Here is a 14,491-nt window from a genome sequence, read left to right on the forward strand (position 1 = left end):
ATATATGAAAACATAACTCTCAATTGCGATACTGAGTTCAATTTATCCCAGTATCTACTCACATTGCAATCAAGTTAGTAAAAATAACAATAAATAAATTTAAACTATTGTTTTAATTTAATTTATCAAAAATAATTCACACTAACTTCAGATGCGCAATCAGCATTTAACACTGAGTAAACATTATATAACTTATTCCTATTCGCAATAATGCATTCAAATGCAGCAGACCAACTCCACGGTCTGTAGAATGATGACATCGCTTAAAGTGCTATGATTGACAAAAGTAAGCAAAAAAAGCCCGTATGGTTGCGGCTGATAGCAGTTTGCATCGATAAATTTATAGCAATACGTTTATGTGCATGCATACAACGGGCTCAGTTTAGTCGTGCCCTTGAATAGCGTGCAGCTTTGATTGATAGCGGCGCTTATTATTACTGTCATTACTCAAGGCTAACGCTTTTTTCATGTTAGCTTCAGCTCTACGCTCGTCCCCCGTAGCCCAATAGGTTCTTGACAGTCCGAAGTAGAATTCATGGCGATAATCCGCTTTCTCAATCGCACGTTGATACCAGTTCAATGCCGCTTGATACTCTTTATCAAAATACGCTTGTTGCGCCATACCATAGTAATAATACGGGTTACGAATACGAGCAAGTTCCAAGACTTTGTGTACTCCAGCCCACTCATCAAGCCTGTCTTGCTCGGCCAAAATAATCGCGTAGTTATACAGCGCATTCATATCATCAGGGTTGATGTTCAACGCTAACTTATACAATGCTTCAGCTTGCGCATTTAACCCTTTATATCGGTACAAAACGGCCAAAGTGTTGATAGCAGGTAAAAACTGATTATCCTGCTGTAAGCTTAATTTAAGTAGGCCGTAAGCTTTGTCATAATCCCCTTGCACCAGCGCTTCAGCAGCCACATTATTATAAAACATTGAGGCGACCATAGATTGGCTCACTCGACGTTTATCGTAGCCTTGCATGGCACGTTCGGGTAAAAAATCTATCTGAATAGCACCTGCAGAAACATTCAGTACATTACCTCTTTCTTGCGGCAGCAGTTTCAAATTAATGTGTCCATTCACCAGATAGAATCCCCCTTGCTTATCCCAAACAGGCGGAATATCAATCTCCTGATATTCGACTCTAATATCCAGTTCCTGCGCAATCGCCGCGGTTAATAACACCAAAGATAAGCAGTTGCCCTCTCGGTCGCCAAATGTATCACTTGCTGAACGAGTCAGATTATCGGCATAACGAAAGCCACCATCTTGGGCATTAATATAATTAGCTAACCACTGGTGGCGCATGACATTGCTCGATTTTGACAATCTCGCCCTATTGAGGTCATTGCGTACACTGGTAATATCACTAACAGATAAGGCAAATAGGCTTTCTACAGCAGGAAGATCGTTAACTTGCGTAAAATGCTCATCATAATAATAGCTTTCAAGCGCATATTGATGGCTTGGCTCATTGGTCGAACTGCAACCTTGCAGCAACATCAGGAGGGAGAACAATAGTGCTAAAGAAATGAATTTCATAACGCTCTCAACGCAAAAAATCATACCTTTAAGCATAGTTGGAAAAAAGAGCCAGTTCGGCAAAAAACGTTACAAAGCGTAAATCAAAAGTACCACTCATTCAGTAAAGCAATCTACAGTCCCTGTAAGCTTAGGGGGTAACCTTTTGCGGCTGTTCTATTTCAATGTAGAGATGTTTATTTTGATATTCATAAGGCCTGTAGAACTGGCCACGACAAGTGAAATGACGATAAGGAATAGCCACAGGCAAGCACCCCATAGGCAGTGCTTGTAAGATTTGGATTTGCTGTTGAAATCTGAGCGCTTCTTGCCACTCATGGTCAGCCAGCACTTGATCGCGCACTGCAAATGCATCAAATGGCTCGCTAGATTTACGCACTACAACCTGTCCAGCTGCCGCTGGTAAGCTGGTGGTAAATAGTAGCAATAGACTAATGCTGAACACTTTATTCATCCGATAACGGCCCAATAATAGTAGAAACCAGTATTAGCTCATCGTATACCGTTAACCAGCCCAATTCCATTAAGTCTCAGACATTAATCGCAGAACATGAAATCGCTTAGGGGGTTCATGTTTATCTCAAATAAAAAACAGGGCATAAGCCCTGCTTGTTAGCAATTTCATCACTGCATTAGTTAGCACTTTTCACTGAGACAAATTCAGGGTACGCATCAATACCGCAATCTGATGCATCCATGCCGTTATACTCTTCCTCTTCAGTCACGCGGATCCCCATCGTCACTTTGAGTCCAAACCAAACAACTGAAGAGGCCGCAAATACCCAACCAAATATCACTGCAGCACCATAAAGCTGAGTGCCAAAAGACGCATCGGCATTAGACACTGGCACCAATATTAAGCCGAGGAGTCCGGCCACACCATGGACAGAGATTGCCCCAACGGGATCATCAATTTTGATTCGGTCAAATGCAACAATCGAGAATATAACCACGCCGCCAGCCACAAGACCAATCACACCAGCCATCGCTAAAGAGGGAGATAGAGGGTCAGCGGTAATCGCCACAAGCCCTGCTAATGCTCCATTTAAGATCATAGTTAAATCGGCTTTACCCCAAATCAATCGACATAGCATCAACGCAGAAAGCGCACCAAACGCCGCCGCAGAGTTGGTATTAACAAATATTTTGGCCACCGCGCTAGCATTTTCAACATCCGAGACTAAAAGCTGTGAACCACCGTTAAAACCAAACCAACCCATCCACAAGATGAACATACCCAATGTCGCCATCGGTAAGTTAGAACCTGGAATCGGGTTTACTTGTCCGTTAGCGCCATACTTTCCCTTTCTTGCCCCTAACAATAACACCCCAGAAACAGCCGCTGCAGCACCGGCCATATGTACAATGCCGCTGCCCGCAAAGTCAACGAAGCCAGCTTCAGATAAGAATCCACCACCCCATGTCCAGTAGCCTTCAACGGGGTATATCACCGCCGTCATAAACACTGAAAATGCCAAAAACGCCCATAATTTCATCCTTTCAGCGACGGCACCAGACACAATCGACATTGCCGTTGCAACGAACACCACTTGGAAAAAGAAGTCGGACTCAAGCGCATGGTCTGCTCCATCAGCTTGCGATCCAATCAATGATCCCAGCGAGGGTAACCAACCACCTTCGGCGTTATCAACGTACATAATGTTGTAACCAACGATTAGATACATGACACAGGCGATTGAATATAAGCAGACGTTTTTAGTTAAAATTTCAGTGGTGTTTTTTGAACGAACAAGGCCTGCTTCTAACATCGCAAATCCGGCGGCCATCCACATCACTAGCGCACCTGAGATAAGAAAATAAAACGTATCAAGGGCAAAGCGAAGCTCAGTGACCGTTAATCCTAGTTTGGTTAATTCATCCATTTTCCAATCCCCCTTTAAAGTGCTTCGTTGTCGAGTTCGCCAGTTCGTATTCTGGTGGCTTGTTCTAGGTTGGTAACAAATATCTTGCCATCACCAATCTTACCTGTACGCGCGGCACTCGTAATCGCCTCAACTAGCATCTCCACGTTTTCAGCTTTAGTTGCAATTTCAAGCTTCACCTTAGGTAAGAAATCAACCTGATACTCAGCACCTCGATAAAGTTCGGTATGGCCTTTTTGACGACCAAAGCCTTTTACTTCAGTCACCGTCATCCCCTCAATGCCCACATTGGCGATAGCTTCTCTTACATCATCTAACTTAAATGGCTTAATAATGGCACTGACCAATTTCATGGCGATCTCCTTGAAGACTATTTTTAATTCTAATAAAGACTCTTCAAGCATCAGGCCAACAAATTAAAAGTTATAAAAACAAATAGATAGGATAAAACAGGTGTTGTAAAGTGAATATAAACGCACCAAAAAAGTGCAGTTATTCAATAACTGCACACTCATAAGGCAAAGATGTCGCGACTTAGACTTATCGCCTATTGGTTAAAAGCGACTTTTGAGGTGTACTAGTAACCTTTGCAACAAGCACTAGGAACATTAAAATGTTGAAGCCAGAAGATTGCGTATTAGTCATTGTTGACGTGCAAGGGCAACTCGCACGAGTCATGCATCAAAGTGAAGAGTTACACCATAAATTAGCGCTATTAATTAAAGGCATTCAGTTATTCGACATTCCGATCCTATGGCTCGAGCAACTACCCGATAAGTTGGGTGCCACTAGTGACGTATTGGCCACAGAGCTAATCAAAACCACGGAGCCCATTGCAAAACAACATTTTAGCGGCTGGCAATGTCCTAAGTTCAGGGCTAAATTGTCAGCAATGGGGCAAAAAAATATCCTTGTCGCAGGCATTGAAACCCATGTTTGCGTGTACCAAACCTGTATGGATCTATTAGATAATGCTTACCCGACTTACCTCGTTGTAGATGCTATGTCTTCGCGAGATCCTGTTAATAAAAAACTCGGCATAGAGATGATGCAGGCCCATGGTGCATTACAAACCAATGTAGAGTCATTGCTGTTTGAACTGCAACATGAAGCGATAGGGGAAAGGTTTAAGGCCTTACTGGCACTGATTAAGTAGACCGACATTAAGTTCAAGCGAGTTAATTAAAGACAAAAAAAAGCCCTCATCAATGAGGGCTTTTCTATATAGAGCTAGGTAGAAACAATAGACTTACTTGTAAGTTGCTTCGCGCTTTTCAGCTTCAGCTTCCCACTGTGGTACTAAAGTTTTCTTGAATTCAGCTTTATCAGCATTCATCTTCTTCATATCCATACCTAGAGCAGCTTGTGCTTTAGCTTTGGTTGAAGTGTCAGGGTAAGCAATTGGTTGCTTAACACCTTTAACAGCAAGTAGTTGAGCTAGCTTGATACGAGCATCAGCCGCTTTGTCTACCGCAGTACCTAGTACACGAAGTGCTTCATCAGCTGCGTGAGCAGCAACACCATGTGATGCAGTTGCATAGTCCCAACGCCACTGTGAATGACGGATATCCATAAGGATAGGCTTCATTTCAGTTTCAGTTGCACCCGCATCCCAAGCAGCTTTTGCTTCGAAGTGAGCTTTCACTAGCTGAGCTTCAGCACGTGCTTTAAGATCAGCAACTTTATGCTTACGGTCTTCAGTTAAGTTAACCATGAACTCTTTGCTTTGCTCGTGACAACTTCCACAAGTTTCTTCAAAGCGATCGAATGGGTTACCGACTTTATGGTCAGTAAACTTACGACCTTTTTCGCTTTTCACTTTAGGCATGTGACAGTCAGTACAACTTACGTTGTTCTTACCATGAACACCTAGCTGCCAAGTTTCATAACCTGGGTGCTGTGCTTTAAGCATTGGAGTCTTAGAAACAGCGTGAGTCCAGTCAGAGAACTCGATGTTGTCATAGTAGACTTCCATCTGTTCAACTGTTGTACCGTTATCCCAAGGGAATTTAACAAAGCCTTTCTTATCTTTAGTCTTCTCGAAGTAGTACTCAACGTGACACTGACCACAAACCATTGATTGCTTGTCTTTCTTAGACGCTTTATCAAATGGTGTACCCAATGTTTCCATTGCACGTTCAGCAAATGGACGAGACATACGTAACTTAGAAGAACCTTTTACGTGACAATCAGCACAGCCAAGAGCGTTAACAATTTCTGGACCGCCTTTAGACCATTTACCTGCAAAATATCCGTCTTCACCCTGCTCTTCGATCATACGAGGTACATCTGGGCTCTTACAAGACCAACATGCCATTGGCATTGGACCGTCATCAGCAGACTTAGGGGCACCGGTACGTAAGGTGTTTCTTAAGTCAGTGATTACATACATGTGACCACGTGGAGCGTTATAATCTTTCGCAAAACCATAACCCGCCCAAAGCACAACTAAACTTGGAACCTGCTCAAGCATATCAACAACTTCTTTACTTTCTGAAGTTTCATGCCAAGTTTCATATTGATTCTTGAACTTATCTTTGTACACTTCGTTACGCGGTTCAGTTTTTTCACTTGCGAATGCGCTACCAGCAATTAAACTTGCTGCAACCATTGCACTCAGTGCAAAAGCCTTTTTAGTTAATGTTCTCACCATCTCATCTCCATTTTACTTTATAATATTTATAGTATAGTCCCACCTATTCCAAGGTCGAAGTTAGCCTCTTGCACCTAACAAAAACATACCCCATTAGGGGTATCCTACTTAAAACTTGCGTTAGATCAACTTGTAAACGTGTTGTTGCTCACACTTTATGTTTTTAGTAACATATTGCAGTATGCAATAATGAATAAATGCTATTAATAAAATAGTCTATAACCCCAATAAATGAGAACTCTTGAATGAAAAAAGGCAGACTTACATCAGCGATATGGGGATTCATGTTAACGCTGATATTGCTGTCCAGTGGACTGGCTATTTTTGCCATCGTTAACTTGTCCTATAGCTTAGGAGATGCCAGAGCAATTAATGCGTCAGGATCACTGAGAATGCAGAGTTATCGACTTATGTTTTATGCCAATTCAGGCAGTGAATCGGCGGCAGAAAAAATTGAAGAATTTGAAAACACCCTCAATTCTCAAGCGCTTAAAGCATCTCTAACCTGGTATACCCCACAGGAGATGAAGGATAAGTACTTTACCGTTATCGATAAGTGGCAAGTGATGCGTTATTACATTGAATCTGAGAACTCACGCCTGTATGCCGCAGCACTAAAAGATTTTGTCGATACCATTGATCTTTTCGTATTAGAAACAGAGCAACATGCCGCCTTTAAACTTAAGTTGCTGGCGATTAGTCAGATAGTCGGTTTGGGCATAATGCTGTTGATTGCCTTCGTCACGGTAAGAATCGCCAAACGTAAAGTTGTTAAACCATTGCAACAATTAATGCAGGCTGCTGATACAATTTCACAAGGCGACTTTAATGTAGTAATGCCTAAAACAGAGTATATCGAATTGAGTGCATTAAGCAGCGCTCTCGATAGTACAATAAAAAAACTGGCCAGCGTCTATCAAGGGTTAGAATCTCAGGTACAAGAAAAGACGATCGCATTAACTCGTGCCAATAATGAGCTAAAATTACTCTATGACAATGTCGTCATGCTGCACTCGAGTAAATTAGACATCAATACGCTGACCGACGCCATTAACCAGCTGCAAACCCATGAACCTAACATCAGCCTAAGATTAGTTGTAGTAGAAGATGAACAAGTCCAATACATCATCGATGGTCGAGGTGAGTGGCCGCATGACGTTAAGAATTCACAGAAATTTGCACTACAGTTTGAGCAAAATAACCTAGGTTATTTAGAAGTCATCTCAGAGCGACCTTACACAACTGCACTTTATAGTAACTTTGCCATCATGCTGGCACGCTCAATGGTGATCCACAACGCAGGTGAGCAACGACAGCAACTCGCACTTATGGAAGAGCGCGGGGTTATCGCGCGTGAATTGCATGACTCCTTGGGTCAATTACTGTCATTTTTAAAAATCCAAGTTAATTTGCTCTCCAAAGAGTTAGACAAAACATCAAAAAGTCCGCGAGCAGCAGAGCAGTTGCAAGAGATAAATGAAGGCGTCAATACCGCCTATGCGCAGCTCAGAGAGTTGCTATCTACCTTCAGACTGACAATTAAAGATCCCAACTTAGGACACGCTATAGAAGCAATGGTTGAGCAATTACGCAGTCAAAGTGATGCTAACATCACACTCGATTATAAACTGCCAGTACAACTACTCGGTGCCCACCAACATATCCATATTTTACAGCTCACTCGCGAAGCCACACTCAACGCGATTAAGCATGCTAGTGCCCAGCATATTCATATCAGCTGTCAAAAAATATCTGATGCAAAAGTGATTATTAGTATCAGTGACGATGGGCTCGGAATAGAAAAACTCAAAGAAAGAGATCAACATTTTGGTTTAGGGATCATGCATGAGCGCGCAAGTCGTCTATCAGGTGTGGTAGAATTTAGCCAAAATGAGGAAGGTGGTGCCACAGTGACGTTAACCTTCCCACCTCAACAAGAACCAGTGTGATTTTTGCTATATAAAACAGATATTAAAGCAAAAATGACATCTTTAACTTTTGAATTGCGAGTTAACCTCAGCAGGAGGCCATTAAATGGGTAAGCCTTATTCAGTACTAGTTATCGACGATCACCCGCTATTACGGCGCGGGATCTGTCAGCTTATTACCTCAGACTCCGATTTCACTCTTTTTGGTGAAGCGGGAAGTGGGCTAGACGCACTTTCTGCCGTCGCTGAAAATGAGCCTGATATAGTGTTACTTGATCTCAATATGAAAGGGATGACAGGCCTCGATACGCTCAATGCTTTACGACAAGAGGGCGTCACCTCCCGTATTGTTATTTTGACCGTTTCGGATGCTAAACAAGATGTGATTAGACTGGTTCGAGCGGGCGCTGATGGTTACCTACTTAAAGATACCGAGCCAGATCTGCTGCTAGAGATGCTAAAGAATGCCATGTTAGGACATCGTATTATTAGCGAGAATGTTAAAGACTACTTATCTGAGTTAAATACCTCAGTTAATGAGCAGGACTGGATTGAGAACCTAACACCAAGGGAGCTAGAGATATTAAAGCACCTTGCTGAAGGGCAAAGTAACCGCGTAGTCGCTGAGCAGTTACATATAAGCGAAGGCACCGTTAAAGTGCATGTGAAAAACCTACTTCGTAAAGCCAATGCTAAGTCACGTACAGAGATGGCTGTTAGATACCTAAACCAATAACTGATATCGCTTATCGCTTATCGCTTATCGTGGATAGTTAAACAGCAAAAAGGCAGCCTAGGCTGCCTTTTTTAATAGGGTCTATAGCGAACTAGTATTCATCCAAAAACTTACGCCAGTTAACCAATACCGCATAGAAATCCTCTAAACCACAAAACGCTTCAGACTCTCCATTATAGAATGACATCGATTCATCCATCTCAGCGTCCTCTTCCTCGCCCTCTTCAATATTATTGGCAAACACTCTGACCTGTTCACAATCAAACTCTATCGACAGTGCCTTACCAATTAAGCGCCAATCACTTAGCTGGCCAGTTTGTAGCTTTTCAAGCTGCTGACAGATCTCGACATGCTTCTCTGGATTGTCACCAAGCTCCTCCGACAACCAAAAACCCATCGCTTCATGATCCATACTGAACCGCGCAAATGCAGTACCGGTCATTGTATTGCGTAAAAAATCGTATTCCATAATCAGGCTCAAAATTCAGTAAGACTTCAACTAACCTCATTTTAACTTAATAAACGTCTACTTGCCCTATTCTGTTCATATACTGCAGCTTGGATGGATAACGAACTCTCCATTCAAATGTTCACCATTCAACCCAGAGTGGATTAAACATAAAAAAACCGAGTCATCAGAGCCATAAAAACGCGAGACCCATGTTCAAGACAAACAGCAGCCATGACTCGATGAGTTAAAAATATTGAGCGATTACTCTGCATATTTTAATTCACCACCAAGGCACGTTATATCGTGACCCTACTGTTTAACGTATACTTACGCTAGCTTTGTCACTTCATATCGCGACAGGAACCATCATGACAGCTATCAATCTTAAACAAATAACCGCTCATGCAGACTTTCTGCCAGAGAACCAATTGATACTAAATGCGGTCAGCGAAGGTATTTATGGATTTGATCTCGACGGCAATGCCGTGTTCATTAATCCAGCCGCTGAGAAGATGACGGGTTGGCAAACCCAAGAGTTGTTAGGCAAGAATATTCATGACTGCCATCACCATAGCCATAACGATGGTAGCCATTATCCTAAAGAGGACTGCCCCATCTACAACACGCTCAGAGATGGCACTGCAAGAGAGATCACCCATGAAGTGTTTTGGCGCAAAGATGGCTCTAGCTTTCCAGTGCATTACACCTCAACCCCGGTGTATAAAGATGGAGTGCTTATGGGCGTTGTCGCGATATTTCGTGATATAAGTATTCAAAAGCAAACAGAACAGTCACTCCGCCAAGCGTTAGAGCAAGTTCAAGCCCTGTCAGAGAAGCTATCATTCGAAAATCAGTATTTGCAATTAGAGCTTGCAGATCGTACAGGAGACGTTGGTATATCAGGTGGAAGCCAACAAATTAACCAGTTGATTCAGCAAATTAAACTCGTTGCCAATACAGAAAGCACGGTGTTAATTAGTGGCGAGAATGGCACGGGTAAAGAACTCGTCGCCCGTAACCTGCACCGCTTAAGTAACCGTGCAGATAAGCCATTAGTGAGTGTCAATTGCGCTGCATTTTCAACATCTTTACTTGAAAGTGAGTTGTTTGGCCATGAAAAAGGCGCGTACACTGGCGCGACAAACCGTCGAAAAGGCCGTTTCGAACTCGCAAATAATGGCACTCTATTTCTCGATGAGGTGGCTGAACTGAGTCTAGAAGCCCAGTCAAAACTGCTCAGAGTCATTCAAGAACAAGAGTTTGAGCGCGTTGGCAGTAGCCAAACAATTAAAGTTGATATCAGACTTATTACCGCTACCCATCACGATCTGTTAAAGCGGGTTGAACAAGGTCTATTTAGAATGGATCTCTATTATCGGCTTAATGTTTTTCCCATTATCGTGCCGCCATTGCGCAGTCGCCTGTCGGATATTCCAGAACTCGTGAGCCACCTTATTCAGGAGTTAAACCGTAAATTAGGTAAAAAAATCAGCAAGGTTAGCCAACGAGGTATGCAAAATTTAGCCAAGCATAGCTGGCCTGGTAATGTGCGTGAACTGCAGAACGTACTTGAAAGAGAGATGATCTTATCCACGGGGCCCGTGCTCGAGTTTGGCCAATTAGCATCAGAGCCTCAAGCTAGAACATCTACTGCGGCAACCAATGCTAAGCAGACATTAGCTGAAATAGAAAAAGCACATATTTTAAAAATATTAAAACAGAGTCAATGGCGGATCTCAGGGCCAATCGGTGCTGCAGCAATACTAGGAATGCCGCCCAGCACCTTGCGCTCCCGTATGAGTAAACTCGCTATTGCTCGGCCAATATAGCAAGCATTCATCAACGCCAAGACACGATATACGGTGGATTCGTGATATATCGCGATCTAAACCTATGATTAAAAAGTCAATACTACGTAAAAACAATAACTTAAAACATGGCCTAGAGCTTGCTATATAGGCACTGAGTGAACAATGTCAGTGCCTATAGAGAAGCCAATGTTAAATAAAAACAATAGCAACGTAATAGAAAACACCCATAGCCAACGACCGAATAATCGCATTCCCATTAAGCAGGTCGACAGCCCGCCTAGCGGTAAGATCCATATTCGAGAGCAAAAAGGATATTTTCAACGCATTCGAACTGGGATGAATAGCTTATTGGTTGCGCTATTTTTTCTACTACCGTTTGTCTCTTATCAAGGTCGACAAGCCATTCTGTTTAATATTAGCGACCAACAATTCATTTTCTTTGGCACCACGCTTTGGCCTCAAGATTTCACTATTCTTGCTTGGGTACTTATCGCCGCTGCGTTTTTACTGTTTTTTGCCACTGTATTTTGGGGCCGAGTTTGGTGTGGATACCTGTGCCCACAAACCGCTTGGACATTCATGTTCGTATGGGTTGAAGAGCAAATTGAAGGCAGCCGCAACAAGCGTATTGCCTTAGACAAAGCCCCCATGAGTTTAAATAAGATTTTAAAACGAACCAGCAAACATCTGGCGTGGGGCGCAATTGCCCTGCTCACTGGTTGTGGCTTTATCGCTTATTTTATTCCAGCCAGAGCGCTATATCTGGATATTTTCACTTTTGATGCCAGCTTTTGGATCAGCACCTGGGTCTGGTTCTTTGCCATCTGTACTTACCTTAATGCAGGTTGGATGCGTGAGCAGATGTGTTTACATTGCTGCCCTTATTCCCGCTTTCAGTCAGTGATGTTTGACGCCAATACCAAGACAGTGACCTATGACGCAACTCGTGGCGAAAGCCGTGGCCCTCGTAAACGCAAACAAGAAACCAGTTTAGGTGATTGCGTTGACTGCAACCTCTGTGTGGATGTTTGCCCCACGGGTATCGATATCCGTAACGGTTTGCAATATGAATGCATTAACTGCGGCGCGTGCGTCGATGCATGTAACCAGACCATGGCGCAGTTCGGCTACAAACCTGACTTAATTAGTTACAGCAGTGAGAATGAATTAGTCGACAAAGCCGTGCCTTTTTATGAATCGTACAAATTTCTTGGCTACGGTATTGCAGCCTTGATCATGCTCACCGTGATTGGGATTGATATCAGTAATCGTTCTGCTATTGAGCTAAACATCATTCGTGATAGACAAACGCTGTACCGTGAAACCTTAACCGATGAAGTTGAAAATAGCTTTACGCTAAAAATCCGTAATAAAACCCAGCAAGCTCGTCACTATCAAATCTATGTGTCAGGTAACAGTAGCTATCAACTCGAAGGAAATACCCGTTTGTTAATTAATGCGGGTGAGCTACTCGATTACCCGGTAACCGTCTCGGCAGATCTCAATGAACTTGAAAGTAGCCGCAGCGAAATAATCTTTACCGTGTCAGAGCAGCACAGCCACAACCAAGTGACGCAGCAATCTAATTTCTTTAGCCCGCTATAACCGTCATCAATCAAGCTTGAGTTAACAGGCAAAGCAACCGCTGCTTTGCCTGTTAATCTAAGGGGTTAATCTCGCCTGCAATAAGTAGAGTAAAAAATCTAATTGTTACAGACTGATAGCCATTACTCAGTTCTGCAGGTATGAAACAATTTATTTCATTGTTGACCATTGACCTAGAGGTGACAATCGCACTAATCTAAACGCCTGTTTGATTCACCAATCAACCCCAAAAACAATCAAAAACTGGCTAACGAAGGTATCTCCATGGCATATGATTCAGACTCAACACTCGATCTCTCCCGATACGCCTCACTCAATGATCTGATTGACCTTGCAAGTGCCCGATACGGTGATAAAGCCGCTTATTCCTGTTTAGGGAAAGAAACCACATTCAACGAGATTAACCATTCTTCACGCCAGTTTGCCGCTTACCTGCAACAAGAAACAAATTTAGTACAGGGCGATAGAATTGCGATTCAACTGCCCAATATCACTCAGTTTGTGATTGCCGCTTATGGCGCCATTAAAGCAGGTATGGTGTTAGTTAATACCAACCCTTTGTATACCCCACGGGAGCTAATCCACCAATTCAATGACTCAGGCGCAAAAGCCCTAGTGGTGCTATCGGATCTGTTGCCAACATTGACTGAAGTGATTGCCAAAACAAGTATTGAAACGGTTATCTCCACCCATGCAATGGACTTGATTGCACCGCAACCGCAACCAGAAGTCCCCTTTGCAACCATCGCCTTTTGCGATGTGCTAAAAGCGGGTGAGTTACTGACATATGTGCCAGTGATTAGCGTGCCAGAACAGATTGCCGCGCTGCAATATACCGGCGGGACCACCGGATTATCAAAAGGGGCAATGTTAACCCACGGTAATTTACTCGCCAACGCCATGCAGATAAAATCGCGTATTGGCAGTCGCCTAGTTGAAGGTGAAGAGATTTTTGTCGCGCCGCTACCTGTGTACCATATCTACGCCTTCATGGTGAATTTAGTGCTTTATTACGAGCGTGGCGGTTGTTCTATATTGATCCCAAATCCACGCGACATTTCAGGATTGATCTCAGCACTGGCACAATATCCATTCACTGGGTTTGCGGGGCTCAACACCCTGTTTGTTGGGCTATGTCACCAACCGGAATTTAGGGCATTGGATTTTAGCCACTTAAAAGTAACCATCTCAGGAGGCACTGCGTTAACTCAAGCAGCGGCTTCGGTTTGGCAGCAAACCACCGGCTGCACAATCTCTGAAGGTTACGGCTTATCGGAAACGTCACCGGTGGTGTCGCTCAATGCACCTGGACTCGAACAGCTCGGCACGATTGGCAAACCCGTCCTTGGCACCTTGGTAAAAATTCTCGACATGGATGATAACGAAGTCGCCACAGGAGAAACCGGCGAACTTGCCGTCTTTGGCCCACAGGTGATGTTAGGTTATTGGAATAACCCAGAGGAAACGGCAAAAGTCATGACCAGCGAGGGTTACTTTAAAACCGGTGACATCGCCATTGCCACTGAAGACGGCTTCCATAAAATTGTTGACCGTAAGAAAGACATGATTATCGTCTCTGGCTTTAACGTTTATCCAAACGAAGTCGAAGATGTACTGTCGAACCACGAAGCAATATTAGAATGCGCCGTGATTGGTATTGAAGACGATCATAGCGGTGAAGCGGTTAAAGCGGTTATCGTATTAAACGATATTCATGCCGATCATGAACAAGCTAAAGCCGCAATCGACAGTTACTGCCGCGAGCAGCTAACCGCCTATAAGATCCCAAAAGTGGTTATCTTTGTCGATGCACTGCCTAAATCTACAGTGGGTAAGATATTACGCAGAGAATTGCGTAAGTAATTCTGAGTT

At 43.3% G+C, this 14,491-nt stretch carries 12 protein-coding genes; 6 read left to right on the forward strand and 6 right to left on the reverse strand.

What is annotated here, in order from left to right:
- Window positions 1–382 precede the first annotated feature (382 nt).
- From L2729_RS16420 to L2729_RS16435, 4 genes are all read right to left on the reverse strand, one after another.
- Window positions 383–1,552 carry a tetratricopeptide repeat protein gene (locus L2729_RS16420; RefSeq protein WP_248989226.1) on the reverse strand — a complete coding sequence of 390 codons (1,170 nt, stop codon included), beginning with the start codon at window positions 1,550–1,552 and terminating at the stop codon, window positions 383–385.
- Between the two features lie 130 nt (window positions 1,553–1,682).
- A complete protein-coding gene (locus L2729_RS16425) occupies window positions 1,683–2,006 on the reverse strand; it encodes a hypothetical protein (RefSeq protein ID WP_248989227.1) in 324 nt (107 codons plus the stop codon).
- 178 nt (window positions 2,007–2,184) lie between these two features.
- Window positions 2,185–3,435 carry an ammonium transporter gene (locus L2729_RS16430; RefSeq protein WP_248989228.1) on the reverse strand — a complete coding sequence of 417 codons (1,251 nt, stop codon included), beginning with the start codon at window positions 3,433–3,435 and terminating at the stop codon, window positions 2,185–2,187.
- A gap of 14 nt (window positions 3,436–3,449) precedes the next feature.
- Entirely contained in the window at window positions 3,450–3,788 is a 339-nt protein-coding gene (locus L2729_RS16435) for a P-II family nitrogen regulator (protein WP_101091448.1), read from the reverse strand.
- A gap of 260 nt (window positions 3,789–4,048) precedes the next feature.
- On the opposite strand from L2729_RS16435, the gene L2729_RS16440 reads away from it, so the two are divergent.
- Window positions 4,049–4,591, forward strand: coding sequence for an isochorismatase family protein (locus L2729_RS16440; protein WP_101091447.1), 543 nt, complete (start codon window positions 4,049–4,051; stop codon window positions 4,589–4,591).
- 93 nt (window positions 4,592–4,684) lie between these two features.
- Here L2729_RS16440 and nrfA read toward each other — a convergent pair whose 3' ends face one another.
- Window positions 4,685–6,088 carry an ammonia-forming nitrite reductase cytochrome c552 subunit gene (nrfA, locus tag L2729_RS16445; RefSeq protein ID WP_248989229.1) on the reverse strand — a complete coding sequence of 468 codons (1,404 nt, stop codon included), beginning with the start codon at window positions 6,086–6,088 and terminating at the stop codon, window positions 4,685–4,687.
- Between the two features lie 245 nt (window positions 6,089–6,333).
- On the opposite strand from nrfA, the gene narQ reads away from it, so the two are divergent.
- Window positions 6,334–8,037 (forward strand): nitrate/nitrite two-component system sensor histidine kinase NarQ, encoded by a 1,704-nt coding sequence (gene narQ / locus L2729_RS16450; RefSeq protein WP_248989230.1) that lies wholly within the window; start codon window positions 6,334–6,336, stop codon window positions 8,035–8,037.
- An 85-nt stretch (window positions 8,038–8,122) separates the two neighbouring features.
- Entirely contained in the window at window positions 8,123–8,752 is a 630-nt protein-coding gene (locus L2729_RS16455) for a response regulator (protein ID WP_101091444.1), read from the forward strand.
- Between the two features lie 91 nt (window positions 8,753–8,843).
- Here the strand turns inward: L2729_RS16455 and L2729_RS16460 are convergent, their stop codons facing one another.
- Complete coding sequence (locus L2729_RS16460) at window positions 8,844–9,221, reverse strand: YacL family protein (protein ID WP_101091443.1); 378 nt, start codon at window positions 9,219–9,221, stop codon at window positions 8,844–8,846.
- A gap of 350 nt (window positions 9,222–9,571) precedes the next feature.
- Between L2729_RS16460 and L2729_RS16465 the strand changes: the two genes are divergently transcribed.
- From L2729_RS16465 to L2729_RS16475, 3 genes are all read left to right on the forward strand, one after another.
- The gene (locus L2729_RS16465) at window positions 9,572–11,032 is read left to right on the forward strand and encodes a sigma-54 interaction domain-containing protein (protein ID WP_248989231.1); all 1,461 of its coding nucleotides are present in this window, start codon (window positions 9,572–9,574) and stop codon (window positions 11,030–11,032) included.
- A gap of 168 nt (window positions 11,033–11,200) precedes the next feature.
- A complete protein-coding gene (gene ccoG / locus L2729_RS16470) occupies window positions 11,201–12,619 on the forward strand; it encodes a cytochrome c oxidase accessory protein CcoG (protein ID WP_248989232.1) in 1,419 nt (472 codons plus the stop codon).
- 264 nt (window positions 12,620–12,883) lie between these two features.
- Window positions 12,884–14,482, forward strand: a complete 1,599-nt coding sequence (locus tag L2729_RS16475; RefSeq protein WP_248989233.1) for an AMP-binding protein — start codon at window positions 12,884–12,886, stop codon at window positions 14,480–14,482.
- Window positions 14,483–14,491: the final 9 nt, after the last annotated feature.

The sequence above is a fragment of the Shewanella gelidimarina genome (assembly GCF_023283945.1).
In the GTDB taxonomy this organism is placed as follows: Bacteria; Pseudomonadota; Gammaproteobacteria; order Enterobacterales; family Shewanellaceae; genus Shewanella; species Shewanella gelidimarina.

Coding starts and splice junctions, on each gene's coding strand:
- L2729_RS16440 (WP_101091447.1), top strand. CDS start 4,049: ATGTTGAAGCCAGAAGATTGCGTATTAGTCATTGTTGACGTGCAAGGG.
- L2729_RS16455 (WP_101091444.1), top strand. CDS start 8,123: ATGGGTAAGCCTTATTCAGTACTAGTTATCGACGATCACCCGCTATTA.
- L2729_RS16460 (WP_101091443.1), bottom strand. CDS start 9,221: ATGGAATACGATTTTTTACGCAATACAATGACCGGTACTGCATTTGCG.
- L2729_RS16475 (WP_248989233.1), top strand. CDS start 12,884: ATGGCATATGATTCAGACTCAACACTCGATCTCTCCCGATACGCCTCA.
- L2729_RS16435 (WP_101091448.1), bottom strand. CDS start 3,788: ATGAAATTGGTCAGTGCCATTATTAAGCCATTTAAGTTAGATGATGTA.
- L2729_RS16465 (WP_248989231.1), top strand. CDS start 9,572: ATGACAGCTATCAATCTTAAACAAATAACCGCTCATGCAGACTTTCTG.
- L2729_RS16425 (WP_248989227.1), bottom strand. CDS start 2,006: ATGAATAAAGTGTTCAGCATTAGTCTATTGCTACTATTTACCACCAGC.
- ccoG (WP_248989232.1), top strand. CDS start 11,201: ATGTTAAATAAAAACAATAGCAACGTAATAGAAAACACCCATAGCCAA.
- L2729_RS16420 (WP_248989226.1), bottom strand. CDS start 1,552: ATGAAATTCATTTCTTTAGCACTATTGTTCTCCCTCCTGATGTTGCTG.
- narQ (WP_248989230.1), top strand. CDS start 6,334: ATGAAAAAAGGCAGACTTACATCAGCGATATGGGGATTCATGTTAACG.
- L2729_RS16430 (WP_248989228.1), bottom strand. CDS start 3,435: ATGGATGAATTAACCAAACTAGGATTAACGGTCACTGAGCTTCGCTTT.
- nrfA (WP_248989229.1), bottom strand. CDS start 6,088: ATGGTGAGAACATTAACTAAAAAGGCTTTTGCACTGAGTGCAATGGTT.